This window comes from Brevibacillus sp. FSL K6-0770, assembly GCF_038000275.1.
Taxonomy (GTDB): Bacteria; Bacillota; Bacilli; order Brevibacillales; family Brevibacillaceae; genus Brevibacillus; species Brevibacillus parabrevis.
On sequence record NZ_JBBOBQ010000001.1, the window covers coordinates 1557473 to 1582057 of the forward strand.

The 24585-nt window shown below is 54.4% G+C and carries 22 protein-coding genes and 1 other annotated feature; of the genes, 17 read left to right on the top strand and 5 right to left on the bottom strand.

Translation table 11 applies throughout. The features are described from left to right. The first annotated feature begins 19 nt into the window (after positions 1-19). The 11 genes from NST23_RS07690 to ileS all read left to right on the top strand — a co-directional run bounded on the left by NST23_RS07690 (position 20) and on the right by ileS (position 11308). Positions 20-865, top strand: a complete 846-nt coding sequence (locus NST23_RS07690; RefSeq protein WP_340963461.1) for a TIGR02452 family protein — start codon at positions 20-22, stop codon at positions 863-865. Then, positions 862-1575, top strand: coding sequence for a nicotinamide riboside transporter PnuC (gene pnuC, locus NST23_RS07695; protein WP_122963063.1), 714 nt, complete (start codon positions 862-864; stop codon positions 1573-1575). Before NST23_RS07690 ends, pnuC begins: the two co-directional genes overlap by 4 nt. Beyond that, positions 1563-2585, top strand: a complete 1023-nt coding sequence (nadR, locus tag NST23_RS07700) for a multifunctional transcriptional regulator/nicotinamide-nucleotide adenylyltransferase/ribosylnicotinamide kinase NadR (protein WP_173596173.1) — start codon at positions 1563-1565, stop codon at positions 2583-2585. The genes pnuC and nadR overlap by 13 nt, the downstream gene beginning before the upstream one ends. A 78-nt stretch (positions 2586-2663) precedes the next feature. Further along, on the top strand, positions 2664-3251 hold the full coding sequence (locus NST23_RS07705) for a DUF1802 family protein (RefSeq protein ID WP_122963065.1): 588 nt from the start codon (positions 2664-2666) through the stop codon (positions 3249-3251). A 128-nt stretch (positions 3252-3379) separates the two neighbouring features. Beyond that, positions 3380-4360, top strand: coding sequence for a quinone oxidoreductase family protein (locus tag NST23_RS07710; protein ID WP_340963463.1), 981 nt, complete (start codon positions 3380-3382; stop codon positions 4358-4360). A 38-nt stretch (positions 4361-4398) separates the two neighbouring features. Further along, the gene (locus NST23_RS07715; protein WP_173598381.1) at positions 4399-4875 is read left to right on the top strand and encodes a GNAT family N-acetyltransferase; all 477 of its coding nucleotides are present in this window, start codon (positions 4399-4401) and stop codon (positions 4873-4875) included. A gap of 225 nt (positions 4876-5100) precedes the next feature. After that, positions 5101-5541, top strand: coding sequence for an Rrf2 family transcriptional regulator (locus NST23_RS07720; protein ID WP_122963068.1), 441 nt, complete (start codon positions 5101-5103; stop codon positions 5539-5541). Between the two features lie 74 nt (positions 5542-5615). Next, a complete protein-coding gene (locus NST23_RS07725; RefSeq protein ID WP_340963466.1) occupies positions 5616-6008 on the top strand; it encodes a hypothetical protein in 393 nt (130 codons plus the stop codon). Between the two features lie 36 nt (positions 6009-6044). Further along, the gene (locus tag NST23_RS07730) at positions 6045-6608 is read left to right on the top strand and encodes a thioredoxin family protein (RefSeq protein ID WP_340963468.1); all 564 of its coding nucleotides are present in this window, start codon (positions 6045-6047) and stop codon (positions 6606-6608) included. 32 nt (positions 6609-6640) lie between these two features. Next, entirely contained in the window at positions 6641-7846 is a 1206-nt protein-coding gene (locus tag NST23_RS07735) for an MFS transporter (RefSeq protein WP_122963071.1), read from the top strand. 70 nt (positions 7847-7916) lie between these two features. Beyond that, positions 7917-8175, top strand: a binding site (T-box leader). Positions 8176-8227: 52 nt separating this feature from the next. Next, positions 8228-11308 (top strand): isoleucine--tRNA ligase, encoded by a 3081-nt coding sequence (gene ileS, locus NST23_RS07740; RefSeq protein ID WP_340963471.1) that lies wholly within the window; start codon positions 8228-8230, stop codon positions 11306-11308. A gap of 54 nt (positions 11309-11362) precedes the next feature. Here the strand turns inward: ileS and NST23_RS07745 are convergent, their stop codons facing one another. Further along, positions 11363-11743 carry an ArsR/SmtB family transcription factor gene (locus NST23_RS07745; protein WP_122963073.1) on the bottom strand — a complete coding sequence of 127 codons (381 nt, stop codon included), beginning with the start codon at positions 11741-11743 and terminating at the stop codon, positions 11363-11365. After that, the gene (locus tag NST23_RS07750) at positions 11744-12157 is read right to left on the bottom strand and encodes an SRPBCC family protein (RefSeq protein ID WP_122963074.1); all 414 of its coding nucleotides are present in this window, start codon (positions 12155-12157) and stop codon (positions 11744-11746) included. It abuts the gene before it with no gap. 198 nt (positions 12158-12355) lie between these two features. On the opposite strand from NST23_RS07750, the gene NST23_RS07755 reads away from it, so the two are divergent. From NST23_RS07755 to NST23_RS07770, 4 genes are all read left to right on the top strand, one after another. Further along, a complete protein-coding gene (locus NST23_RS07755; protein ID WP_217021930.1) occupies positions 12356-12925 on the top strand; it encodes a TetR/AcrR family transcriptional regulator in 570 nt (189 codons plus the stop codon). 96 nt (positions 12926-13021) lie between these two features. Further along, positions 13022-14275, top strand: coding sequence for an efflux RND transporter periplasmic adaptor subunit (locus NST23_RS07760; protein ID WP_340963473.1), 1254 nt, complete (start codon positions 13022-13024; stop codon positions 14273-14275). Further along, positions 14268-17372 (top strand): efflux RND transporter permease subunit, encoded by a 3105-nt coding sequence (locus tag NST23_RS07765; protein ID WP_340963475.1) that lies wholly within the window; start codon positions 14268-14270, stop codon positions 17370-17372. Before NST23_RS07760 ends, NST23_RS07765 begins: the two co-directional genes overlap by 8 nt. Positions 17373-17489: 117 nt before the next feature. Continuing rightward, a complete protein-coding gene (locus NST23_RS07770) occupies positions 17490-18446 on the top strand; it encodes a Gfo/Idh/MocA family protein (protein ID WP_122963078.1) in 957 nt (318 codons plus the stop codon). A gap of 94 nt (positions 18447-18540) precedes the next feature. On the opposite strand, the gene NST23_RS07775 is transcribed toward NST23_RS07770, so the two are convergent. Both NST23_RS07775 and NST23_RS07780 read right to left on the bottom strand, forming a co-directional pair. Beyond that, positions 18541-19506 carry a DHH family phosphoesterase gene (locus NST23_RS07775; protein ID WP_287103221.1) on the bottom strand — a complete coding sequence of 322 codons (966 nt, stop codon included), beginning with the start codon at positions 19504-19506 and terminating at the stop codon, positions 18541-18543. Between the two features lie 163 nt (positions 19507-19669). Further along, positions 19670-20560, bottom strand: a complete 891-nt coding sequence (locus NST23_RS07780; RefSeq protein WP_173598374.1) for a LysR family transcriptional regulator — start codon at positions 20558-20560, stop codon at positions 19670-19672. A gap of 116 nt (positions 20561-20676) precedes the next feature. Here NST23_RS07780 and NST23_RS07785 point away from each other — a divergent pair, with 116 nt between their 5' ends. Beyond that, entirely contained in the window at positions 20677-21837 is a 1161-nt protein-coding gene (locus NST23_RS07785) for an MFS transporter (protein WP_122963081.1), read from the top strand. A 766-nt stretch (positions 21838-22603) separates the two neighbouring features. Here the strand turns inward: NST23_RS07785 and NST23_RS07790 are convergent. After that, the gene (locus tag NST23_RS07790) at positions 22604-23494 is read right to left on the bottom strand and encodes a LysR family transcriptional regulator (RefSeq protein WP_173596184.1); all 891 of its coding nucleotides are present in this window, start codon (positions 23492-23494) and stop codon (positions 22604-22606) included. A 148-nt stretch (positions 23495-23642) separates the two neighbouring features. Here NST23_RS07790 and NST23_RS07795 point away from each other — a divergent pair, with 148 nt between their 5' ends. Further along, positions 23643-24578: a dipeptidase gene (locus NST23_RS07795; protein WP_242775327.1), complete on the top strand. Its 936-nt coding sequence runs from the start codon at positions 23643-23645 to the stop codon at positions 24576-24578. The last annotated feature ends 7 nt before the right edge of the window (positions 24579-24585 follow it).

The following is a 24585-nucleotide window of genomic DNA, read 5'->3' on the forward strand; positions in this document are numbered from 1 at the left end:
AGCAGGGAGAGAAGAAACGATGAGCCAGGGAAACAACCGTGGCGGCCGCGCAAAAACGGCCCACGAAACGTTGCACATATTGGAGCAAGGCGAGTACGTGAATCGCCGCGGACAAAAAGTGCAGATCGCAGCCGAGCTTGCGACAGCAGTCAGCGGCACTCTGTTGTATCGTCCAGATGATTTGACCGAGAACTCGGCGGCAGGGGTAGCGAGAACGGGCCGAGGCTCGATCCAGGTGACCTCCGAGTCGAGCTTGGGGGCAGCGGAAAGGCTCATTGTGCGGGAAAAGCGCAGCGATACGCTCTGCCTGAACTTCGCTTCGGCGAAAAATCCGGGCGGCGGCTTTCTCGGCGGGAGCCAGGCGCAGGAGGAAAGCTTGGCCCGGGCGTCCGGACTGTATCCGTGCCTGGTGCAAATGGAGGAAATGTACCAGTACAATCGCCAATTGAAAACATGCTTTTATTCCGACTACATGATTTACTCGCCCGACGTGCCCGTGATCCGCAACGAGGCAGACGAACTGCTGGATGAGCCGTACCTGCTGTCGTTTGTCACCGCTCCGGCTGTGAACGCGGGAGTAGTCCGCGAGCGCGAACCGGAAAATGTCAGCCTAATCGCAACTGTAATGAAAGAGCGCATCCGAAAAGTGCTGCGCCTGGCTGCGATGCACGAGAAACGCACAATCATTTTGGGCGCTTACGGCTGCGGCGTCTTTCGCAATCACGCCCGGGATGTGGCGGACTACTTTGCCCAGGTGCTGCTGCATGAAGAGTACGCGCCGCTGTTTGACCAGATCGTCTTCGCCATCTATGACCATTCGGCGCGGCAGGAAAACCTGCGGGCGTTCAAGGAGAGATTCGCATGATCGCAATGAGTCGCCGGTTTTTGGCAGACTGGAATTGGTTCGAGCGGATTTGGCTGGCTTCGTTTACGCTTGTCACCGTCTATTTGTACGTAGCGCTCGATGATACGTGGATCGGCTTGTGCGCGTCATTGACCGGGATGCTGAGTGTCGTGCTGGTCGCCAAAGGCAAGACGTTCAACTACTATCCGGGCATCGTCAATGTGATTTTGTACGCCTTCGTCGCGTATGGGCAAAAGTATTATGGCGAAGTGATGCTGAACCTGCTCTATTTTTTGCCGATGCAGTTTATCGGCCTGATCATGTGGCGCAAGAACAAAGTGTCGGAGCAAAAGCAAAACGACGTCAAAATAGCCGTATTGCGCTCGTCTGAACGCATTTGGTGGAGCGTGCTGTGCGTAGTCGCTACGGTCGCCTACGGATTTGTGCTGAAACAGCTGGGCGGAGCCTTGCCCTTCATCGATTCGCTGACAGCCGTTCTCTCGATTGTGGCGATGATTTTCATGGTGAAACGGCTGGTAGAGCAGTGGGTTGTCTGGGTCATCATCGACTTGTTCACGATTTACATGTGGGTGGTCGCTTTTCTCGCGGACGGCAATGACATCTCGATTCTCGTCATGTGGTCGGCTTACCTGGTCAATGCGCTTTACGGCCTGCTGAACTGGATTCGCCAATATCGCGCGCAAAAGGAGGGGCAGCTATGGGTACCGTAGGCTTTATCGGCGGCAAGTTTTTGCCGTTGCACCAAGGGCACGTCTACGCCATTACCCAGGCGGCGTGCCGCTGCGACGAGCTGTACGTGGTGCTCTCGCACAGCCCCGTTCGCGATCAAAAGCTGTGCGAAGCGGCGGGGATGAAGCCGATACCGTACGAGGTCAGGCTGCGCTGGCTGTCGACACTGGTCAAGGATATGGAAAATGTGCGGGTAATTGCGGTGGAGGATGGCGCGGAGAGCGACGAGACGTACGATTGGCAGGCGGGCGCTGCCGACATCAAGCGCAAAATCGGCAAGCCGATCGATTTCGTCTTCAGCTCGGAGCAGTCGTATGATCCGATTTTTCGCCGCTTGTACCCGGACGCCAAACACGTCGTGCTCGATGGTGCGCGCAGTCAGGTGCCGATCTCGGCTACCCGGATCAGAAACGAGGGCGTCTTCGCCCATTGGCAGCACATTCCGGCCGTGGCTCAGCCTTTCTTTGTGAAAAAGGTGGTCGTCGTCGGGACGGAAAGCTGCGGCAAGTCGACGCTGACCCGCTATCTCGCCAAAATCTACAACACTGTGTTTGTCGAGGAGTACGGCCGCACGATTTGCGAAGAGGTGGGCGGCTGCGACACGATTTTGACGAAAGAGTATTTCCCGCACATCGCCTACGGGCATAAAATGAAGGAATACGAAGCGCTCCAGCGGGCCAACAAGCTGTTGTTCATCGATACGGAAGCGATCGTCACGCAGTTTTATTCAGAGCTTTACACAGGGACTTCCTTTCCGGTGCTGGACGAAATCGCGCGCGAACAGCATTACGATTTGTGGCTGCTCCTCGCGCCGGATGTCGCCTGGATTGATGACGGCCTGCGCGTCCACGGCGCTGAGCAAATCCGTCTGGACAATCACCAAAAGCTGTGCCGGATGCTGGATGAGCGGGGCATTGCTTACGTGACGATTACAGGTGACTATGAAGAGCGTTTGCATCGCGCTGTGCAGCAAGTCAATCAATTGCTGTAAATGTCTTCCCTTTTAGTCGGAATTAAGCTAGACTATGGTCATCAAACGATTCTGACAGAGAGAAGGGAGACGTACTGCATGCAGACGATCGTACAGCCGCAATCCCCCTTGAGCCTGAAGGAATGGGCGGTCGCTGTCAAAGCGCTCGGGGAAGGCGAGCAGATCATTACGATCCGCAAGGGCGGGTTATACGAAGAAACACGAGAATTTCGATTGGAAAACAATCTGTTTTACTTGTACCCTACTTACGAGCATCAGAAGCGCGACATGGTGAAGCCAGCTTACCACCATTTGCTGGATGCGACGCTTGCAGGCTGGTCGAGTGATCAGACGACCGTCTCCATCGAATATTTTGCCGAAGTGACCGACGATGTGGAGCTGATGGACGAAGCCAAGCTGCGCGCGCTCTCGCCTTACCACATCTGGACAGACAACTTTGCGGATGTGCGCCTGCACTGGAAAAAGAAGCAGCCGCTGCATATTTTGTTCGTCCGCATGTACCGTCTGGCGCAGCCGGTCGTGATTCCGATTGAGGCCGCTTACCAGGGGTGCAAGTCGTGGCACGATTTGCTCGCAGACTTGCCGCGCAGCGAGTTTGCGCCCGTGCTTGCCGACGAAGAGTTTGCGCGGAAAAAGGCGGAAATCTTGGGCATTTTGCAAGCATAAAAGCATAAAAAAGCGAGAAACCGTTCACGCCTTGAGCGGTTTTTTGCGTCTGATCGGCAGGAACTGGCAGGGAATCGGAAGCTCATGCGGAAGTAAAAGAGCGACCAATCAGCATGGGAGGCATGTTCATGAAGGCGATCTTGGTAACACAACTGGGCGGCCCGGAAACGATGCAGTACACGGACGTGGATATACCGAAGATTTCAGCTGTGCAAGTGCTCATTCGCGTGGAGATGGCGAGTGTCAATTTTGCCGATATCAAGTCGCGCTACGGCAAAAAGGGAGCAGCCAAGCTGCCGTTTATTCCCGGACTGGATGCGACAGGAGTAATTGAAGAAGTCGGGTCAGAAGTGAAAAATTTGCGCGTCGGGCAGCGCGTGATCGCGTTTCCGGCGAACGGCTCGTATGCGGAATACGTCGTTGCCGATGAGGCGCTCACCTTCGCGATTCCCGACTCGATCAGCACGGAAACAGCCGCAGCTTGCCCTGTGGTGTCGTTTACTTCCTATCAGTTGCTGGCAAAAGTCGCCCGTTTGGCCGAAGGAGAAACGGTGCTGATCCACGCGGCGGCGGGCGGGATCGGCACGACGGCGATTCAGTTGGCCAAGCTTCTCGGAGCGGGGCGCGTCATCGGGAGCGTGGGCAGCGCGGCAAAAGCCGCAGTCGCTTTGGCTGCCGGAGCGGATCATGCCATTTGCCACGACACGGAAGACTTTGTGGAAAAAGTACGCGAGCTGACGGACGGGGCTGGCGCTGACGTCATTTTGGACTCGATCTCCGGCCGGGTGAGCGAGCGAAGCATCGAATGTCTCGCCTGGTACGGCCGACTCGTGCATTTTGGCAATGCGAGCGGAGAAATCGGGCAAATTCGCACGCTTGATCTGCATGCAAGCTGCCGCTCGGTGCTCGGTTTCAGCTTCGGTACGACGCGGAAGCTGCGTCCGCATCTTTTGCAGGATACAGCCCGGCAAGTGATCGACTTTTTGGCAAAAGGACAGCTCGACGTCAAGATCGGCAAAGTGTTTTCGCTGGAAGAGGCGGCAAACGCCCACGCATGGGTAGAAAGCAGACAGAGCACAGGAAAGGTACTGCTGCAAGTGCGGCCCTAGCATACGGGAGAATCGAAACGGCTAAAGAGGTGCAGAGCATGAACATCATAGCGGCAAGCGAACTTTCGAAAAGCGTCATTACGGACTTTTTCATCACCAACTGGGGAAGTCCGCAAATGGTGATCGGAAGCGGCATTTTTACATGTGACGAGCTGGACGGCTATGCGCACATCGGCGCGGATGGCGCGATCCAGGGGTATGTCAGCTATGTGCTGGAGCAGACCGAGTGCGAAATCATTTCGCTGGACAGCCTGGCGGAAAACAGGGGGATCGGCTCTGCCCTTTTGGCGAGAGCGGAGCAGGCGGCGAAGGAAGCGGGCTGCGAGCGGATGAAGCTGGTGACGACCAATGACAACTTGCATGCGCTCGGCTTTTATCAGCGGCGCGGCTATCAGTTTCACGAGCTGCATGTCAACGCTGTGGAAAAAGCGCGGGCGATCAAGCCGGAGATTCCGCTGATCGCGGACAACGGGATTCCGATTCGCGACGAAATCGTGTTGGTCAAGCTGATTTAAACAGTATGAGCATGAGAGGGGAAGAGGAAACCAGAACGGAAGCCAGAGCATCAGCTAGAGCCAGAGCACCAGACCAAGGCTTCCTCCCGCTCAAGCCCGCCACCACAACCACTGCAAAAGAAAAACCAGCATATTTGGAATACAGTTACGCCTCCCGCAATTGTTGACATTCTTAACTGTAAGAATTATGATTACAGTACTCTTTCGGAGGGGGCCGTCTCAGACGTGAATAGTGAGTTTACGATAGCTGTTCACAGCTTGGCCTTGTTGGCTCATATACCGGGACATATGGCAAGCAGTGAGCTCATCGCGCAAAACGTGTGCACCAATCCTGCCAGAATACGCAAAATTATGGGTATCCTGCGAAAAAACGGATTTGTGAAGACAAAAGAAGGCGTAGGCGGCGGATACATTTTGGCTTGCGATCCGCATGCAGTGACACTGGCCGAGATTTACCATTCCATGTCAAAAGGAACCTTGAAGCCGCATTGGTGTTCGGGTGACCCGAAAGAAGCCTGCCTGGTGTCTGCGAATATCCACAACGTGATGGATCAAATTTTTACGGAAGCAGAGCTGTACTACACGAAGTATTTGGAGCAGCTTACCATTCAGAGCGTTCTGGATAAAATTCGTCAAAGCACGTGTCAGGATCAGGTCAGCGAATAAGCAAAGCAGACGAAGCGACTTGTTTGACTGGAAACTGTAACTATTTTTACTACATTTTAAGGTGGTGCGTTCGTATGAATCGGGAACAGTTGCTGGAAATCAGTGATTGGGTATTGGGCAAGACCAAGCATGGCGAGTTGGTTCAAGGCTTCGTGGAAACCGTCGATTCATTGCGGGGCATTGCGAAAGTCTACGTCGTCAAATGCGACAACGAAAACACGGTGGGCAAGATCGTGACCATCCCGTTGCAATGGCTGGAGCGCATGCCGACAGGCACTTTTGACGATCTGGAATCTTTGCATGATTTGATCGACCTGTCGCTGCTCATTCGCGACAAAGCGTGGTTCCTGGAGCTTGCGGCAAAAGCAGAAGCGGTGCGGGACTCGGCAACTGAGGTGCAAACGGGCAAGGCCAGACATTTTTCTGTGCGAAATCGCCTGGGCACGTCAGCGATTTGGGAGCAATGATTTATCATTTTTGCATATAGAGGAGGAGTACCCATTATGTCTAACGTGAATCAGAGCAGTTGGTTTGAAAAAGGAATGACATTTGAGCAGTATCGCGACAGCATGAATGTGAACAAGCAAGAGTTGAGCCGCGTCTACGAGCAGCTGACGTTCAGCGAGGAAGATCTCGCGTTTTGGAAGGATCTGTCCGCGCGCAACTGGAAAGGCATCGTGCTGACAGCCGACTGGTGTGGAGATGCGGCGTTGTGCGTTCCGGTCATTCAACGCATCGCGGAAGAAAGCAATATCGAGCTGCGCTTCCTCATTCGCGACGAGAATCTGGAGCTGATGGACCAATACTTGACGAACGGTACAGCGCGGGCGATCCCGATTTTCGTTTTCCTCGACCAGGATGGTTACGAAGCTTGTGTCTGGGGGCCGCGCTCGCCAGAGGTGCAGGAAATGATCACGACTGCGCGGGCGACGCTGCCTGCGACCGATGCGCCGGATTTTGAGGAGAAGCAAAAGCAGTTGTATCGGACGTTCAAGGAAACGATCACGACTGATCCTGCGGTGTGGCGCACCGTGATCGAAAGCGTGAAGGCGAGGCTCAAAGCGTAAAGAGAAAAAATAAACAGGATAGGATTGGATCAATGAAAAGTGAAAATGCAGAGAATAGCGGGCGACCGATTCTCTTTTTGATGATGAACATGTTTATTGCCATGCTCGGAATCGGCTTGATTATCCCGATTTTGCCCGAGTTTTTGAAAGAATTTGGAGCAGGCGGGAAGACGGCTGGCTACCTGGTGGCAGCGTTTGGTTTGACGCAGTTTCTGTTCTCTCCGATCGCGGGAGAGTGGTCGGACAAATACGGTCGGAAAATCATGATCGTCTCCGGCCTGGTGTTGTTTACGATTTCGAATCTGGTGTTTGCCCTGGCCGAACAGACATGGGTGCTCTACCTCTCCCGTTTGATCGGGGGAATCGGCGCCGCTTCGATGATTCCTTCCATGCTCGCGTACGTCGCCGATATTACGACCGAGGACAAGCGCGGAAAAGGCTTGGGACTGCTCGGCGCGGCGATGTCTCTCGGGTTCGTGATCGGGCCGGGGATCGGCGGTTTTCTCGCCGAGCTTGGGCTGCGGATGCCGTTTTACATTTCCGCGGCGGTAGGGGCCGTGGCGACGATCGGCTCCGTGCTCTTTTTGTCTGAATCATTGCCAAAAGACAAACAGCTGGCAGCCCGCCGTTCGGAGCAGAAGAAAGAAAATATTTTCCTGCAACTCGGCAAGTCTTTCCAGTCGTCGTATTTCATCATGCTCGTGCTGATTTTTACGATGACTTTCGGGCTGGCGAACTTTGAAGTAATTTTTCCGCTCTTCGTAGATGCGAAGTTCGGCTATACGCCGCGTGACATCTCGATCATCATCACGGTCGGAGCGTTGGCTGGAACGATTGTGCAGGCTATGCTGATCGGGAAGCTGATCTCCCGTTTTGGAGAAAAGAAGCTGATCAACTGGACGTTTTTCAGCTCGGCGGTCACGATGGTGCTGATGCTTTTGTCAGGGAACTTCTGGTATATGCTCGTCTTGACTGTGTTGTTCTTCACCTTGACCTCGATCATGCGTCCGGCGATCAATACGCTCATCTCCAAGCGGGCCGGGGATGAACAAGGCTTTGTCGCCGGGATGAACAACGCCTACATGAGTCTGGGCAACATTTTTGGCCCGGCTGTGGCGGGGACTTTGTACGGAATGCATGTGAACGCACCGTACTTGTTCGGAGCGATCGTCCTTGTCCTAAGCTTGTTCCTGTCGCGCGTGGAAAGCCGCAGAAGCTTGAAGCGGGTCGCGGCGTAACAGACCGCTTGCTTTCGTTTCTTGACAAAGCTGGAAAACTGATGTAAAAAGAAGGTACGAATTGAACTGATCAAATTCATTGACGAGAAAGAGTACGCTAAACCCCTTGTTCCCCAGAGAGTTGGCCTAGTGCTGAAAGCCAACGTTCAAGACTTAGCCGAAAATCCTCTCCGAGAAGGAAAGCTGAAGCGCAACAAAGTAAGCTGACCCGGGACCCCGCCGTTACAAGGGGCGCGTATGATGGTACGTAGCAGAGGTGTCGAAGCGTCACGTTTTCGTGATCGTTTCGGAACAAGGGTGGTAACGCGAGATGAAATCTCGTCCCTTCGGGGGCGGGATTTTTTGCGTTTTCGGACATCAATCGCAGGAGGGATGAGTGAAATGAGAAAAGTCGACGTCAAAGAAAAGGCGAGGGCACGCGAGCTGCGTGTGCTGGCGCAATGGAAAGAGGATGGCACCTTTCAAAAATCGATGGACAATCGGCTCGGCAAACCGAACTACGTGTTTTACGAAGGGCCGCCGACGGCAAATGGTCAGCCGCATATCGGACACGTGCTCGGGCGGGTGATCAAAGACTTCATCGGGCGTTACAAAACGATGTCCGGATACCGCGTCGTGCGCAAAGCAGGCTGGGATACGCATGGCTTGCCAGTGGAGCTTGGCGTGGAAAAGCAGTTGGGCATCTCCGGGAAGCATGAGATCGAGAACTACGGTGTGGCGAAGTTCGTGGAGCGCTGCAAGGCGAGCGTGTTCGAGTACGAGAAGCAATGGCGGGAGCTGACGGAGGCAATCGGCTACTGGACGGATATGAATCATCCGTACGTGACGCTCACTAACGACTACATCGAAAGTGTCTGGCACATTTTGGCTACGATCCACAAAAAGGGGCTGTTGTACAAAGGGCATCGCGTCAGTCCGTACTGCCCGGATTGCCAGACGACGCTCAGCTCTCACGAAGTAGCGCAAGGCTACGAAGATGTGAAAGATTTGAGCGCGACGGTCAAGTTCCGCAGCAAGCAGGGGGAGGAAGTGTTTCTCGCCTGGACGACTACGCCGTGGACGCTTCCGGCAAACGTGGCTCTCGCCGTCAACAAAGAGCTGGACTACGTGCGCGCGAAGCAAAACGGCGAAGTGTACGTCGTCGCGAAAAATCTCGCAGACAAAGTGTTCACCGATGCATATGAAGTGTTGTCGACGCACAAAGGGGCGGAATTTGTCGGGACGGAATACGAGCCGCCGTACAGCTACGTCCGCGTGGAAAAAGGGCATGTCATCGTCGACGCCGAGTATGTCAGCGATACGAGCGGGACGGGGATCGTCCATACGGCTCCCGCCCACGGAGAGGACGACTATCGCACGACCCGTCAGCACGGACTGGACTTCGTGAACGTAATCAATCTGGCTGGGCGTTACACGGAGCAAATTACCGATTTTGCCGGGCGCTTCGTCAAGGAGTGCGACGTCGACATCGTCAAAGACTTGGCCCATCGCGGACTGTTGTTCTCCAAGGAACGGTACGAGCACAGCTATCCGTTTTGCTGGCGCTGCAAGTCGCCCTTGCTCTACTACGCGATGGAAAGCTGGTTCATCCAGACGACGGCGATCAAGGATCAGCTGATCGCCAACAACAGCAAAGTCGAATGGTATCCGGGCCATTTGCGCGAAGGGCGGTTCGGCAATTTTCTCGAAGAGTTGGTGGACTGGAACATCAGCCGCAACCGCTATTGGGGAACGCCGCTCAACATCTGGCTTTGTCACGATTGCGGCAGCGAGTACGCGCCTGGAAGCATCGCAGAGCTGCGCGCGAAGGCAGCCGTGTCAATCGACGAGTCGCTGGAGCTGCACAAGCCGTATGTGGATGAAGTCAAGCTGCGCTGTACATGCGGCTCTGTGATGGAGCGCACCCCCGAAGTCATCGACGTCTGGTTTGACAGCGGTTCGATGCCTTTTGCCCAGTACCATCATCCGTTTGGCGACGACAAGCAGTTCCAGGAGCAATACCCTGCCGACATGATCTCGGAGGGGATCGATCAGACGCGGGGCTGGTTTTTCAGCCTGTTGGCTGTCTCCACGCTTTACAACGGGCAAGCGCCGTACAAAGCGGTCATCTCGACCGGGCACGTATTGGATGAGCACGGCCAAAAAATGTCGAAGAGCAAAAGCAATGGAATCGACCCGTGGGAAGTGATCGAGGAGTTCGGGGCAGATGCATTCCGCTGGGCGCTTTTGTCGGACAGCGCGCCGTGGAGCAGCAAGCGCTTTTCCAAGCGGATCGTCGCCGAGGCGAAGTTCAAGGTGATCGATACGATCCACAACACGCACGCCTTTTACTCGCTGTACGCGGGTATCGACCAGTTCGATCCACAGCAGCATCCAGCGGTCGTGTCTGAAAACGAGCTGGATCGCTGGGTACTGTCCCGCTTGCATACGACGTTGAAAAATGTGCGCAAAGGGCTGGACACGTACGACTTCATGAATCCGGCGAAGCAGATTGAAGCATTCGTCGACGAGCTGAGCAACTGGTACATCCGCCGTTCGCGCGACCGCTTCTGGGAAAGCGGCCTGTCTGCCGACAAAATCGCCGCTTACCATACGCTGCGCGAGGTGCTTTTGACACTTGCGCGGATGATTGCGCCATACGCTCCACTGATCGCGGATGATATGTACGGCAATCTCGGCGAAGCGGGCAGCGTTCATCTGGCAGACTATCCGCAAGTAAACGAGGACGTACGCGACGAAGCGCTTGAGCGCGACATGGAGACGGCGAGACAAATCGTCGAGCTGGCCCGCAATATCCGCAACGAAACCGGAATCAAGACGCGTCAGCCGCTGTCCGAGCTGATCGTCTCGCTCGATCGACCGTTTCGCCTCGACCAGTTTGCCGGCATCATCCGGGACGAAATCAATGTGAAAAGCATTCGTCTGGAACAGAGCGACGACGGTTTTGTCACCTATCATTTCAAGCTGAATCTGAAAGTGGCTGGCAAAAAATACGGCAAGCTCGTAAGCGGGCTGCAAGCGCATTTGAAAGAACTGTTGCCAGCCGCAGCCAAGCAAGTGATGGAGTCGGGGCATCTGGACGTGGTGCTGGACGATGAGCCGATTCGCGTTCCGCTCGAAGACTTGCTCGTCGAAAAGCAAGGAAAACAAGGCTTTGCCTCCGCATCCGGCTATCAAATCCACGTTGCGCTGACGACGGAGCTGACAGAGGAGCTTGTCCAGGAAGGGCTGGTGCGGGAAGTGATCCGCGTCATTCAGGACTACCGCAAGCGCATGGAGCTACCGATCGACAAACGGGTAGTTGTCACACTCGCGGTCGACGAGGAGCTGCGGACAGCGCTGAACCGTTTTGAGCATTTGCTGCGGGAGAGCGTGCTGCTGTCCGATGTGGTGTACACGTCCGGGCAAGAGCTTGCGACGGTGTCTTTTGGCGAAAAATCGTTCGGCTTGCATATCGAATAAGCAAAAAGGATAGGGAGAAGCGGCACGAATGCTGCTTTCCCTATCCTTTTTTCATTACAACTCATCCCGCTTGGTTTCCACAAGACGCGGCCCTGTCAGCGAATGATCCTCAGGCTGCTCGGCTTCCACCAGCCGTTTCAGTGCGGTCAGCTTGTTGTCCCAGAAGCGGTCATAGTAGGACAGCCAGCTTTTCAGCTCGGCAAGCGGCTCCGGTTGCATCCGATACCTCGTCTCGCGGCCTACACGCTGCTCCTTGACCAGCCCTGCTTCGGACAAAATGCGCAAATGCTTGGAAACGGCAGTGCGGCTGATCGGAAAGTGTCTGCTGATCGCGGTCACAGGCATTTCCTGATCGGTCAGCAATTGCAAAAGCTTGCGGCGCGTCGGATCGGCGATGGCTTGAAATACGTCATGCTTGGCGGCAGAGCTGCTCATTTACGCTTCCACATACGCTTTCAGCTTAGGCAGCACAGAAGAATCCCAGCCCTGGTTCATCCGGTCGCGGACGACGGCATGGCCTTCCCCAAACTCCGTTACCGTATCGGCAGACCAACCGGAATGAATCAGTGTGAACTCTGTTGTTTCTCCCAAATCTTTTAACGCGAACGTGATTACCCAGTCTTTGCCCCATTTGAACACGAGACGGTTCGGCGGGTCAATTTCTTGCACGACGCAAGGAGAATCGCCGTATGGGGAATGGATGGTAAAGGCATGTCCAGCTACTGGCTGAAAATCGTTTGGCATGAACCAGGCGGCAATCCCGTCTGCTGTAGCGACGGCATCCCAAACTTTTTGCAGCGGAGCTTGAAATACTTGTGTCTGAACGATATCAGGAATGGTGTTGGACATGAATACGCCTCCGTAAAAAGAAAGTAGTTTCCTAGTTTGCACATGGAAACGAAACCAAAACGTTTCGCTTTTTGCAGTATACGAAACCAAAAGGTTGCATGTCAACGGATGATAGGAAAGAAAGATTTGACAGGTTCAGGAGAAATTGATTACAATCAAAACGGAATGAACATTCATTCCGAAGTGAGGAGGTCTGGCATGTCTGAGACAAAGCGGGAGTTAATATTGGAAGCGGCGATGGTTCTGTTTGAACAGCGAGGCTTCGACGGCACGACTGTTCCGATGATCGTCGACAAAGCAGGCGTGGGCGCCGGGACACTGTATCGCTATTTTGAAAACAAGGAAGCGCTGGTCAACACGTTGTTTCAAGAGTGCGTCAACGATGTGCTGGAGACGCTGAACCAGGGCTATCCGCACGACTCGCATGATTCGCGCAAGCAATTCGCTCATATTGCCAAGCAGTTGGTCAGCTATGCGAATAAAAATCTCACGGCCTTGCTGTTTGTCGATTCCCATGTCAATGGCTACTATTTGGACGAAGCAAGCCAGGCAGCTTACATGCGCCTGCGCACGTTTTTTTATGAGTTCATTGACCAGGGGAAGAAAAACGAAATCATTCGTCCGTTGCCTGCCGACGCATTGATCGCGATTATTGACGGTGCGTTTATATCGCTGTACAAGTCTTGCCGGGCGGGCGAGATCGAGGAAACACCGGAATTGCTGGCAGGCGTGGAAGAGGCTTGCTGGGATGCGATCAGAATTCATTGATTCTGATCTTTCTTTTGAACAAAACGGAATGAATATTCATTCCGTTAAACCGACAGCGCTTGGGCATGTACCTAATTAAGTAGGAGTGAAGAGAACATGAATGCATGGATCAGGAAAGCGGCGGGAAGTGTAGCGCTCCTCTCGCTTGTGCTGGTGGGAACGGCTTGCACAACAGGGGAGCAGCCTGCAAGCAGCGTGGAAACCCGGCTGGATGCAAAAGTGGTGGAAACGAAACGCGTTCAAACGAAGACTGTCCGTACCGAGAGCGAGCTGTCGGGCACGCTTGCTCCTGTAGAAGAGGTGACGGTTGCTTTTGAAATTGCCGGGGAAATCAAACGGATGCCGTTCAAGGAGGGGGATTCGGTTAAAAAGGGAGACGTTCTGGCGGTGCTTGGCACCACGGACTACTCGCTCCAGCTCGCAATGGCAAACGCAGAAGCAAACGGCGCGAACGCCCAATTGGCCAAAGCGAAAAACGGCTCCCGCAAGGAAGAAGTCCAGCAAGCGCAGGCAGCGGTTGAAGCGAAGCAAATCTCTTTGCAGCAGGCCGAGAGCGATTACCGCCGCATGGAGCAGCTACATAAAAATGGGGCGATCTCGCAAAGTGAGTTTGAACGGGCGAAAAATGCGCGGGAGCTGGCGGAAAAAGATCTTTTCCAGGCAAAAGCGACCTACTCTCTGGTCGTCGAAGGGGCGCGCGCGGAAGATGTGAACGCGACGCAGGCGAGCTATCAAGGAGCGATGGCAGCACGCAATCAGGCGGCGGCGACACTGGCGAAAACCGAGGCGAAAGCGCCTTTTGCCGGAACCGTACTGGCAAAAATGGCGGATGTCGGTCAGCTTGCAGGCCCGGGTGCTCCCGTGTATCGCATCGGCAACATCCAGCAGTTGAAAACGATTTTGCCTGTGCCGGATCAAGACATCTCATCCTGGCGGGCAGGCGACGAGGTCGAGCTTGCGCTGTACGGGAACAAGCGCAAAGGCAAAGTGACGAACATCTATCCGGCTACGAATGAACAGACGGGCACGATCGGCGTGGAAGTGGTGGTCGACAATGCCGCCAAAGACTGGTTTGCCGGGCAAGTGGTCAGTGCGAAACGAACCTTGGAGCAAAAAGCAGCGATTTTTATCCCGACCCAAGCTGTTTTCAGCCGCGGGTCTGAACCTTATGTCTTCCTTTTGACAGAAGGAAAAGCCCGCAAGACGACGGTAACGCTGGGGGAGTATGTCGACAACGAGCTGGAAATTACAGCAGGGATAGCGGCGGGCGATGTCTTGATCACTGACGGGGCAGACCGCTTGCTCGACGGGGATCAGGTCACTGTCAAAGGAGGCGTGAAGCATGATTGAATTTTTGATCAAGAAGCGAAAAATCACGCTCGTTTTTTTTGCGATGCTGATCTTGATGGGGGTTTACGTCTTGTTCTCGCTCCCGAGACAGGAGCAGCCTGACATCATCGTCGGCACCGCGACAGTGACTACGGTCTATCCGGGAGCGACTCCGCAAAAAATCGAGCAGACCGTCACGAAAAAGCTGGAAGAGAAGATCAATGAAGTGCAAGGGATCAAGTCGATCAACTCCGAGTCGCGTTCAGGGGTGTCGATCATTACCGTACAGACGGAAAATGATGCCAAACCGAAAGCCGTGTTTGAAGACATGCGGAAAAAAGTGAAGGACGCCGAAGCCGACCTGCCGGAAGAGGCGGAGCAGCCGATCATCAATGATGACATGAGCCGCACTTTCATCCAGTCGTTCCAAATTACCGCCGATTCTTTTGAACAAATCCTGCAATTGCGCGATACGCTCGACCTGTGGAAGGATCAGCTGCGCACCGTTCCGGGCGTGTCCGATGTCTCGATCCTCGGATTGCCCGAGCAGGAAGTGAAAGTCAACGTACAGGCGCAAAAGCTCCAGCATTACGGCATTTCTTGGGCGCAAGTCATGAACGCGATTCAAACGAAAAACGAGACGGTTCCACTCGGAGACATACATGTCGACAAACGCCAATACCAACTGACCATGCCTGTCAGCTACGATCCGACTTCGCTCGGAAAAGTGGTCGTGACCCGTACTGCTCAGGGGGTACCCGTCTATTTGCAAGATGTCGCCACGATTTTGGACAGTACGAAACGGGTGGAATACAAGACGTACTACAACGGAAAGCCCGCCGTCACGGTCAGCATCAACGCCGAGCTGGGCAGCAACGTCCCGAGCGTCCAGCGCGCGGTCGACGAGAAGCTGCATTCTTTAGAAGAGCAGCTGCCTTCGTGGGCGAAAAAGGAAACGGTTTACGCCCAGATGGAGCGGATCGACAGTTTGTTTTCCGAGCTGTTGCATGAAATGCTGATCGCGATTGTGGCCGTCCTGTTCGTTTGCATGCTCGGCTTGAACTTGACGACTTCGATGATGGTCGCCCTCGCGATCCCCATCTCGCTTGCGTCAGGGATGGCTGTTCTCCCTTTGCTCGGGATTACGCTGAATCAGATGAGTGTCTTTGGCATGATCATCGTTCTCGGGATTTTGGTGGATGACGCCGTTGTGGTCAATGACAACATTGAGCGCAGGCTGTCCGTGCTTGGAGAGGAGCCGTATACGGCAGCTGTGCTTGGCACGAAAGAGGTTGCCGTTTCGATTGTCACGGCGACATTTGCCACGATCAGCGCATTTGGCCCGATCATTTTTTTGACAGGCGATGCCGGGCAGTTCATTTTTCCGGTGCCAGTCGTCATCATTTTCACGATGACCGCCTCCATGATCATGTCGCTCTCGCTCATCCCGATTTACCGGGAGTGGAACGAGAGACGAAAAAACAAGCGCGCGAAAAAAACGGCAGCAGACCGCAAGCCAGCCGGACTTTTGGGCAAGCAGATCGATGCGCTGACCCGCTGGTACGGAGATCGAGTCATGCCGGCGATGCTGAAAAACCCGTTGAAAACGGGAGTGATCGGGGTGCTGGTCGCTACAGCCTTTTACGGACTGGCTGCGTTTATTCCGATCCAGCTGTTCCCGGATGACGACAGACCGCAGATGATTGTCAACATAAACATGCCGATCGGCAGCAATTTGCAGGAAACCGACCGGATCGTCCAAGGCACCAGCGACTGGATTGTCAAACAGCCGCACATTCAAAAGGTGGCTGCCTTCGTCGGGGGAGCTGCCCCGCAGATGATCACGAGTGCCCCGTCGATCGGAACAGGCGAAAACATGGCGCAGCTCGTCGTCGTCTTTGACCATACGCAGATGGATGCGCGCAAAGTCGTCGAGCCGTGGACTGTGCAGCTGAAAGAACTGTACCCGGAGGCGAATATCATTCCGTACAGCGTGAAGGCGGGCATGTATTCGGGCAGCCCGGTCGCCATTCGCGTGTATGGAAATGACTTGTCCGAGCTGTATGCGATTTCCGAGGAAGTCAAAGCGATGATTAAAGAGACGAAAGGAACTTACAATATCAATGACACGCTCGGGAATGCGCAATATTCCCTCCAATTCCAGGTGGAGCAGGGGAAAATGGACAAGGCGCTGGTCCATGAAGCGGATTTGACGAGAACGTTGCGTCTGATCAGTCAAGGCATCCCGGTTGGACAGTTTGACAACGGGAAAAAGCTGATCGACATGACTTTGCTGGCTGATCAGGCGAACATGACTCCGCAGCAGCTTTTTAGCCAGCTTACGGTTCCGAATAGCCAAGGGCAGCTCATTCCGGTGGCGCAAATAGCGGAAATGAAACCGACTTTGTCCATCCAGAGCATTCCCCGCTACAATATGTCCCGCAGTGTCACGATTACGAGCGATGTGCGGGGGCGCACGGCGGATGACGTGATGAGCGAGCTGGTGCAAAAGCTGGAACACGTCGAAATGCCGGATGGTTACGCATGGAATGTGACGGGTGAATCGGAGGAGGAAGGCGACGTGCTGGCCGATTTGGGGCTGCTCGCGGTGGTGGCTGTGCTGCTCATCTTCCTGTTGATTGTGTTGCAGTTCAATTCCTTGTCGATACCGACTTTGGTGATGAGCACAGTCTACCTGGCAATCGCCGGAAGCATGATCGGGTTGTTCATTACCGACACGCCGATCGGCTTCATGACAGTAGCCGGGTTTATCTCCTTGGCCGGAATTGTCGTGCGAAACGGAATTGTCCTGATCGAGTTCATCGAAGAAGCAAGGCACGCTGGCATGGGGTTGCGAGACGCGGTGATCGGCGCTGGAAAAGCGCGGTTGCGCCCGATTTTGCTGACGACTTTTGCAGCCGTGGCTGGCCTTGCGCCGATGGCGATTTCCGGGAGCGTGCTGTTCAAACCGCTGGCCATCACGATTATTTCCGGGCTGCTGTTCTCGATGCTTTTAACTTTGATTGTCGTGCCGTCGCTTTATACCGTCGTGGCGCTGCAAAAGGAAAAGAAGCGTGAGCGGGTGGAGAAGCAGCAAGAGGCTCCGGCTTGCGTGTAGCGGTTTTGGCAAAGCTTTTTTGCGCGATCTCGTTTTTTTACAAGGAATTTTCAGACAAATGGAGAAATGGGGGAGGTGCAAAAAAGACGTATTTCATCAGGAAGCGAGGAAAGACAGATGAACCAGAGCAAGTGGAAAGTGGGCGTCATCGGCGCAGGAGTCATGGGCGAACGAATGATGAACGCCATTCGCACGCACGAAACATTTTGTGTAGCGGCAGTCAGTGACGTTTCGGCGGAAAGAGCCCAGGAGGCTGCGCAAAAATCCGGAGACGTGCCGTGGTACACCGATTACAAGGAATTGCTCGCAAAAGAAGAGCTGGATTGCATCTATCTGGCTGTTCCGCCAAAATTCCACCACGCGATTGCCTTGGACGTGCTGGCTCACAAAAAGCATTTGCTGTGCGAGAAGCCGCTCGCCAACTCGCTTGGGGAAGCGGAGGAAATGCTGGCCGCAGCGAAAGACGCAGGTGTCGTACACGCGATGAATTTCCCGCTCTACTATCAGGGCATTTTCCCGGAGCTGCGCCGCAGGCTGGAGGAGATCGGCGATGTGCGCAGAATCGACATTTTGACTCATTTCCATACATGGCCGCGCCCGTGGCAGCAGACGCCGTGGCTGTCCGGTCGGGAGCAGGGCGGCTTCATCCGCGAGGTTTTGCCGCATTTTACCCATTTGACGTACGCTTTGTTTGGCGACTTGCAGGTGATCCGCTCGGAGGTAGACTATCCGGAAGATCCGCAAGCGTGTGAAACAGGCGTATCTGCCTTCTTGCGCCTGGCAGACGGCACGCCTGTGACGATCAACGGGCTGGCGGGTATCGCGCATCAGGAGCATTTGGACTACCGCATTTACGGTACAAAAGGCACGCTCAGTGTGGTCAACTGGAGCAAGCTGTCTGTCGGAAGAGACAATGAAGCTCCTCAGGCAGCGGGCGTGCCCGAGCAGGACCGTCTGTCGCTGTTGCTCGATGAGCTGGCGCTGGCTCTGGAAGGCAAGGAAGCCAGGCTGGTTACGTTTGAGACAGGTGTAAAAGTGCAGAAAGTATTGGAAGCGTTGCTGGGTCACGCGTAACGGTAAGGCAGGAAAAATCCCCTCGCGGAAGCGTCCGCGTTCGTCTCGTAACAGCTTGGGACGGACGTGGATGACCGGAGGGGATTTTTTGCGTTTAATGGACGCGCAGGGCTGGGTAGACGAACGTTTTCAACGTCAGCCCTGTGAACGAGCAGCCCGCCGCTTTTGGATGTCCGCCACCGCCGTAATGGGCGGCGATCACAGAGAGATCGACGTCATCGCGGTTCGTGCGCAGGCTGATCCGGCCTTTTCCCGGATCGAGCATGGCGACAAAGTCGATTGTCTCGTCGCTTTTGCACAAAAAGCTTCCCGTCGTAGAGTGGTATTGCTCCAAAAAGACGACCCCGACTGTGTACTGCTTCGGCTTGTCCAGGTCGATGTCGACCGGAAGCCGCTTCATTTGCCGCAGCTTTTTTTGCTCGTAGGCAGCGATTTTGCGTTCCTCCGCATAGATCAGGATCGACTCCCATTCCGTGAACACAAACTGATCCGTGTCGTCGCCTTCCCCGCGCAATCGTCCGATTACTTGATCGGCAAAAGTCTCCCGTTCTGCCAAGTAAAACAACAGGTTCAACTGATGCGCCTGGTCGTTGCCGCTCGTCTCCCAGTCCCACGTGTCAAAAGCGCGAACCAGCTCTACGTAGTGGGAGAGCACGTCGGTAGGCGCAAGCGCGCCCTTTTGGATCAAGTAGTCGTAGTAAAGGCTTGTGGCCGAGGGCTTTTTCCCCGCCTCCTCTACCACGACATTCGCCCAGTCGTACTTGGCTGACAGCGGCAGCGCTGTCGGGTGGTGGTCGATCAGGACGAACGAATGCCCGCGCGCGACCTGTTTTTGAATCAGGGCGGCGGCTTTTTCGTTGACGCTGACATCGGTAATGACAACGGACATTCCGGGGGCAAGCTCCTGCTCGATAAACGTCTCGATCTCCTGGCTGACGGTATACGGAGATACGCCGCGGACGAGGACTTCCTGGTCGGCATAGGCGATTCGGCTCAGGATGGCGCACGATTCTCCGTCGAGGTCCTTGTCGGTGAAATGGATGATGGCTGGCTGATGCATTGAAGGCTCTCCTTGTGTTTGGCTTTTTGTGGGATAGCGAAGCTACCACTTAGGATGTCCTTTTCGGCTGGTGTTCGAACCAGCGGGAGGGCGAGCCGAGCCATTTTTCAAAAGTGTGTGTCGTCTGAAGTTCGTTGATGAACAAGCAGTCCGCCTGCGTTTGTTAACGAAAGGTGCGAAAAGACGTCTCCAGCTTATGGATAAACGCTTTGGCAGCCACACTCATGTACTTGTCGTTGCGATACATGATCACCATTTCCCGGATCGGCGAATCTTTGATCTCGATCGCGCGAATGTTGAGCGAGGGGAAGCTTTCGATCAGGCGGCTGGGCTGGATCGTGGCTCCGATTCCGGCGTGAACGAGTTGGAGCAGAGAGGTGGCAGAGCCTGTTTCCATGATCGTCTCAACGGTCAGCCCGTATTCCAGCCCCCATCTGTCGATCAAATCTCTGCCGTAAAAGCCTTTCGGATACATGACAAACGGGATGGTGCGCAAATCGTCGGCAGACACAAATTCGTTCTCGGCAAGCGGGTGGTCGGCATGGACGTAGAGACTGTACGTTTCCGTGTAAAACGGGATGCGGGTCAAGCGCTGGTCGGCAGGCACGGCGGGCATGGACAGACCGACACCCAGGTCGACTTCAATGTTTAATACCTGGTTGACGATGTCGATGGAAGGAAACACTTGCACTTTGGTTTGCGGGAATTGCTTATGAAAGTCGATGAGCAAAGAGGTGAGCCGATAGTCCAGGTCGGAGGGCAGTACGGCAATGCGCAAGTGGCTGGCATGCAGGCGGGTCAAGTCTGCGATGGCTGTTTTCGCATTTTCAAGCTGCTGCGCGATTTGTCTGGCGTGATACTCCAAAATTTCTCCGGCTTCTGTCTTTACCGTTTTTTTCCCGATGCGGTCGAACAGGGGGACGCCGACTTCGTCTTCCAGAACGCGGATTTGCTGGCTCAATGTCGGCTGGGTGATGCCGAGCTTGTAGGCGGCTTCGGAAAAATGCAGTTCGTTGCACAGCATGAGAAAGTATTGCAGCTGGCGAAATTCCATCGCTTCCGCTCCTTTATACATAGTCTGTAACTATTGTTTGTATAGAAAAAATAGAATTGATCTATTATAATCCGGCATTTACACTTCATTCAAGGACTGAGGAAGGAAGTGCTTGCGTGAAGTTTTTTTATTTGGGTTTCGTCGTGTTTTTTCTGTCGCTGAACTTGCGGCCGTCCATTACGTCTGTAGGACCGTTGCTTGACATCATTCAAAAGGATTTGGGCATGAGCGGCGTGACCGCCAGCCTGATTACGACGCTTCCGGTCTTGTGCATGGGGCTGTTTGCGCTTTTGTCGATCACGCTTAGCCAGCGTTTTGGGCTGGAGCGAGCGTTGTTTGTCTCTATGGTGATGATTTTTGCGGCTACGGCGTTTCGGGCGGCGGTCAACGACAGTGTCAGCCTGCTGGCGACTGCCCTGATTTCCGGAATTGGCATCGGCATCGCGGGCCCGCTTTTGTCAGGCTTTATCAAAAAGCATTTTCCTGGCAGGCCGGGTGCTACGAGCATCTACTCCGTATCGCTGGTCATCGGGGCGGCGGTCGCTTCGAGCTTGTCGATTCCGATTTTTGAAGGGCTGCACCAGTCGTGGCAATATGCGCTGTGCGTCTGGGCAGGCTTGGCGGTGATTGCGGCGGGGCTGCTGCTTCCGCTGACGAAAGAAAAAGCGGCGAAATCGGAGCTGACACGGCCTTCCTTGCGGGTGAAAAATGGGCGAATGGGCAGCAGCATGGTGTTTTTCGGTTGCATGTCATCGATGTTTTACATGATTACCGCCTGGCTGGCGCCGCTCGTGCAATCGGCAGGAATCAGCCACGAGCAGTCGGGACTCGTTCTGACGTTGTTTACGATCATCCAGATTCCCGTCAGCTTTTTCGTCCCGGTCATCGTCAGCCGCACGGGCAAACGCAATCTGTGGCTCGTCATCTGTGCCCTGTCCGAGCTGATCGGCGTCGCTTTGCTGCTCGCTCACCTGTCGCCGTGGTTGGCGACCGTGTTTCTCGGAATCGGGGCAGGCGGTCTGTTCCCGCTGGCGCTTTTGATCCCGATTCAGGAAGCGGAGAGCGCTGCGGAAGCGACTTCCTGGTCAGCGGCAATGCAATGCGGCGGCTACATGCTCGGCTGTCTTGGGCCGATGCTGATTGGGTTGACTGTGGATGTTTTTGGCAATTTTACGGTTGGGTTGATCGTGATGCTGTTCATCATCGGTTGTCTGCTCTGGTCGATCAGCAGGCTCGGCGGGCGGAAGCAGGTGGTTAAAAGGACGGTGGCGACATAGGGGAGGAAACAGGAGAAACCGCCGCAGGGCACCTGGCCTCTTGCGGAGAAGGGGAGACTGGAGGAGTCCGAAAGCCCTGCCGCTTGTTTCTCCTGTTTCCTCGGCCAGCGTTTGGCTTTGGTCGGAGTTTGTTTATTTGTTGAAAGTTAATTGGAGGAGAAAATTTTGGATGAGGTTTGTGGTGGTTGATCAGGAACTGAAATTTTAGTGCAGCTGTTGATCGGTGCTGCAGCGAAGGGAGGAAACAGGAGAAACCGCCGCAGGGCACCTGGCCTCTTGCGGAGAAGCCTAGACTGGCCGCCTGCGGTGAAAAAGGAAAACCGCGGCAAAAGCAGTGTGTTCGAAGAAGTGTGCTCACGTTGCCGCTTAAAAGCCGTTTTCCTTTTTCGCCTCCGGCTGGGGGGAGTCCGAAAGCCCTGCCGCTTGTTTCTCCTGTTTCCTCGGCCAGCGTTTGGCTTTGGTCGGAGTTTGTTTGTTGAAAGTTAAGCGGAGGAGGAAATTTCTGGATGAGCTTCGTGATGGTTGATCAGGGGGAAATTCAGTGCGGGAAGTAGACAATCCTTTTTTATAGATGCGTTGTATGACGCAACCGACTTCAAGAAAAACCTTAATCATGGTTTCGATTTTACCTTGTCACGGCGGAAGTGCCGATGACGCAAACTACAGAGAGTCAGCCCAAGCGCTCCCCATTCAACCGAAGCCACCCAAAAAGAAAAAGCCTCGCGCACAAAAAACGTGCCGAAGCCTTTTGCCAACGGTATATCCCTCACTGCAACGCCTTGTTTTGCATCAAAAAATCGATAAACGTCCGCATGATTCCGTTCACAGGCGTGTCTTTCAAGTAAATCAGCTCAAAATTGCGGTTGATTTGCGGCAGGTTGAGGACATCTACTTCCTTCAACTCCCCGTCACTCAAATCCTTGCTGATCGCAAAGCGCGGCAAAAAGGCGATGCCAAGCCGCTGCTTCACCATCCGCTTGACGACCTCGATGTTGTCCGCTTCCATGACCACGTTGTTTTGCAGTTGAAAATGGCTGAACGCGTTGTTGATCAGCTTCCAGTCCAAAGAGCCGCGGTTGAACAAAATCAGCCGTTCGCGCGCCACCTCTTCGATCGACACCTGATGGCGATAGGCAAACGAATGCTCAGGGTAAATCGCCAGCACCATGTCGTCGGACATGAGCTGAATCCGGTTGATCTGCGGGTGGTTGACCGCCCTGGCGATGCCGAACGAAACCTCGTGGTTGAGCACCATATCGAGCACCTGATGAGAATGTCCCGTGAGGATCGTCAGCTTGATTTTCGGGTACAGCTGCTGAAACTGTTCCACGAGATCCGGCAAGATGTAGAAGGCCGAAACGAATACGGTCGAAATGGTCAGCTCGCCTTCCACGTCGCCTTGCGACCGCTGAATCGCCTGTTGGCCTTCTTGCAGTGTGTTCATGATATTTTTCGCGTAGGGCAAAAACAAGTCGCCTTCTTTGGTCAGCGAGATCGTATGTCCGGTGCGTTGAAACAGCTTGCAGCCCATCGAGGTTTCCAGCGCTTTGATCCGCATGCTGACGGTCGGCTGGGAAAGGTACAACAGGTCTGCTGTTTTGCTGAAACTCCCGGTCAAGGCAACAAAGATAAACGCTTCCAGTTGTTCCATATTCATAGGGGTAGGCTCCATTATGCAAAATTTTGAAGATGCCTATAGCAAAAATTCATTGGAATCGCACTTAAAAATACATTACCGTAAAATGAGAGAATTAGGTAGAGTTCGACCAGAGAAAATAGAGCGAGGAATGATGGGAATGCAGGGAATGATGGGAATGCCGATTATCGATTTGCATTGCGATGCGCTGTTGAAGCTGTGGGAGGAAAAGGGCAGCATCTCCTTCACCGATTCCGACAAGCTCGATGTGAACAGAAACAGACTGCACGAAGGCGGAGTAAAGGTGCAAAGCTACGCGATTTTCACGCCACCCGATCTGCCGTCGGAAAGCCGGTTCCAGTGCGCGCTGGATCAGATTCATTACTTTTACGCCGAAGTGCTCGGCAAACACCCGGAAATGAAACAGATTCGCGACTGGAGCGATCTGGACAAGCTCGGCGACGGTGAGATCGGAGCCATGTTGACACTCGAAGGGGTCGAGCCGATCGGCAACGACTTGAAAAAGCTGCACATTTTGTACCAGCTGGGCGTGCGTTCTGTTGGGCTTACCTGGAACTTGGCGAACTTGGCGGCTGATGGAGTGCTGGAAGAACGGAAGGGCGGGCTGACCGCGTTTGGCAAAGAGCTGATCCAGTTTCACAATGAACGAAAAATTTTGACAGATGTTTCGCATTTGTGTGAGCGCAGCTTCTGGGAGACGCTGGAGCTGGCAAAATACCCGATCGCGAGCCATTCCAATGCGCAGGCGATTTGCGGCCATCCCCGCAACCTGTCCGATGAGCAGGCCAAGGCGATGTTTGCCAAAGGAGCCAACGTCCACGTCGTCTACTGCACGATGTTCATTAACGAGTCGACACCGCCGACAATCGACGATCTGATCCGGCATATCGACCATTTTTGCTCGCTCGGCGGAGTACGCCACATCGGGCTAGGCTCCGATTTCGACGGGATTTCTGCCAAAGTCGTCGGACTGGAGCATGCGGGCATGAGCCAAAATTTGATCAATGAACTGCTCAAACGATACAAAGAGGATGAAGTGCGCGGGTTCGCCTACGAAAACTTTTTGCGCAACCGTCCAGTGTAAGCAAAAA

Bases quoted from the DNA above. Each gene is read 5' to 3' on its own strand.
- NST23_RS07690 (WP_340963461.1), top strand. From the start codon at position 20: ATGAGCCAGGGAAACAACCGTGGCGGCCGCGCAAAAACGGCCCACGAA.
- pnuC (WP_122963063.1), top strand. From the start codon at position 862: ATGATCGCAATGAGTCGCCGGTTTTTGGCAGACTGGAATTGGTTCGAG.
- nadR (WP_173596173.1), top strand. From the start codon at position 1,563: ATGGGTACCGTAGGCTTTATCGGCGGCAAGTTTTTGCCGTTGCACCAA.
- NST23_RS07705 (WP_122963065.1), top strand. From the start codon at position 2,664: ATGCAGACGATCGTACAGCCGCAATCCCCCTTGAGCCTGAAGGAATGG.
- NST23_RS07710 (WP_340963463.1), top strand. From the start codon at position 3,380: ATGAAGGCGATCTTGGTAACACAACTGGGCGGCCCGGAAACGATGCAG.
- NST23_RS07715 (WP_173598381.1), top strand. From the start codon at position 4,399: ATGAACATCATAGCGGCAAGCGAACTTTCGAAAAGCGTCATTACGGAC.
- NST23_RS07725 (WP_340963466.1), top strand. From the start codon at position 5,616: ATGAATCGGGAACAGTTGCTGGAAATCAGTGATTGGGTATTGGGCAAG.
- NST23_RS07730 (WP_340963468.1), top strand. From the start codon at position 6,045: ATGTCTAACGTGAATCAGAGCAGTTGGTTTGAAAAAGGAATGACATTT.
- NST23_RS07735 (WP_122963071.1), top strand. From the start codon at position 6,641: ATGAAAAGTGAAAATGCAGAGAATAGCGGGCGACCGATTCTCTTTTTG.
- ileS (WP_340963471.1), top strand. From the start codon at position 8,228: ATGAGAAAAGTCGACGTCAAAGAAAAGGCGAGGGCACGCGAGCTGCGT.
- NST23_RS07745 (WP_122963073.1), bottom strand. From the start codon at position 11,743: ATGAGCAGCTCTGCCGCCAAGCATGACGTATTTCAAGCCATCGCCGAT.
- NST23_RS07750 (WP_122963074.1), bottom strand. From the start codon at position 12,157: ATGTCCAACACCATTCCTGATATCGTTCAGACACAAGTATTTCAAGCT.
- NST23_RS07755 (WP_217021930.1), top strand. From the start codon at position 12,356: ATGTCTGAGACAAAGCGGGAGTTAATATTGGAAGCGGCGATGGTTCTG.
- NST23_RS07760 (WP_340963473.1), top strand. From the start codon at position 13,022: ATGAATGCATGGATCAGGAAAGCGGCGGGAAGTGTAGCGCTCCTCTCG.
- NST23_RS07765 (WP_340963475.1), top strand. From the start codon at position 14,268: ATGATTGAATTTTTGATCAAGAAGCGAAAAATCACGCTCGTTTTTTTT.
- NST23_RS07770 (WP_122963078.1), top strand. From the start codon at position 17,490: ATGAACCAGAGCAAGTGGAAAGTGGGCGTCATCGGCGCAGGAGTCATG.
- NST23_RS07775 (WP_287103221.1), bottom strand. From the start codon at position 19,506: ATGCATCAGCCAGCCATCATCCATTTCACCGACAAGGACCTCGACGGA.
- NST23_RS07780 (WP_173598374.1), bottom strand. From the start codon at position 20,560: ATGGAATTTCGCCAGCTGCAATACTTTCTCATGCTGTGCAACGAACTG.
- NST23_RS07790 (WP_173596184.1), bottom strand. From the start codon at position 23,494: ATGAATATGGAACAACTGGAAGCGTTTATCTTTGTTGCCTTGACCGGG.
- NST23_RS07795 (WP_242775327.1), top strand. From the start codon at position 23,643: ATGATGGGAATGCCGATTATCGATTTGCATTGCGATGCGCTGTTGAAG.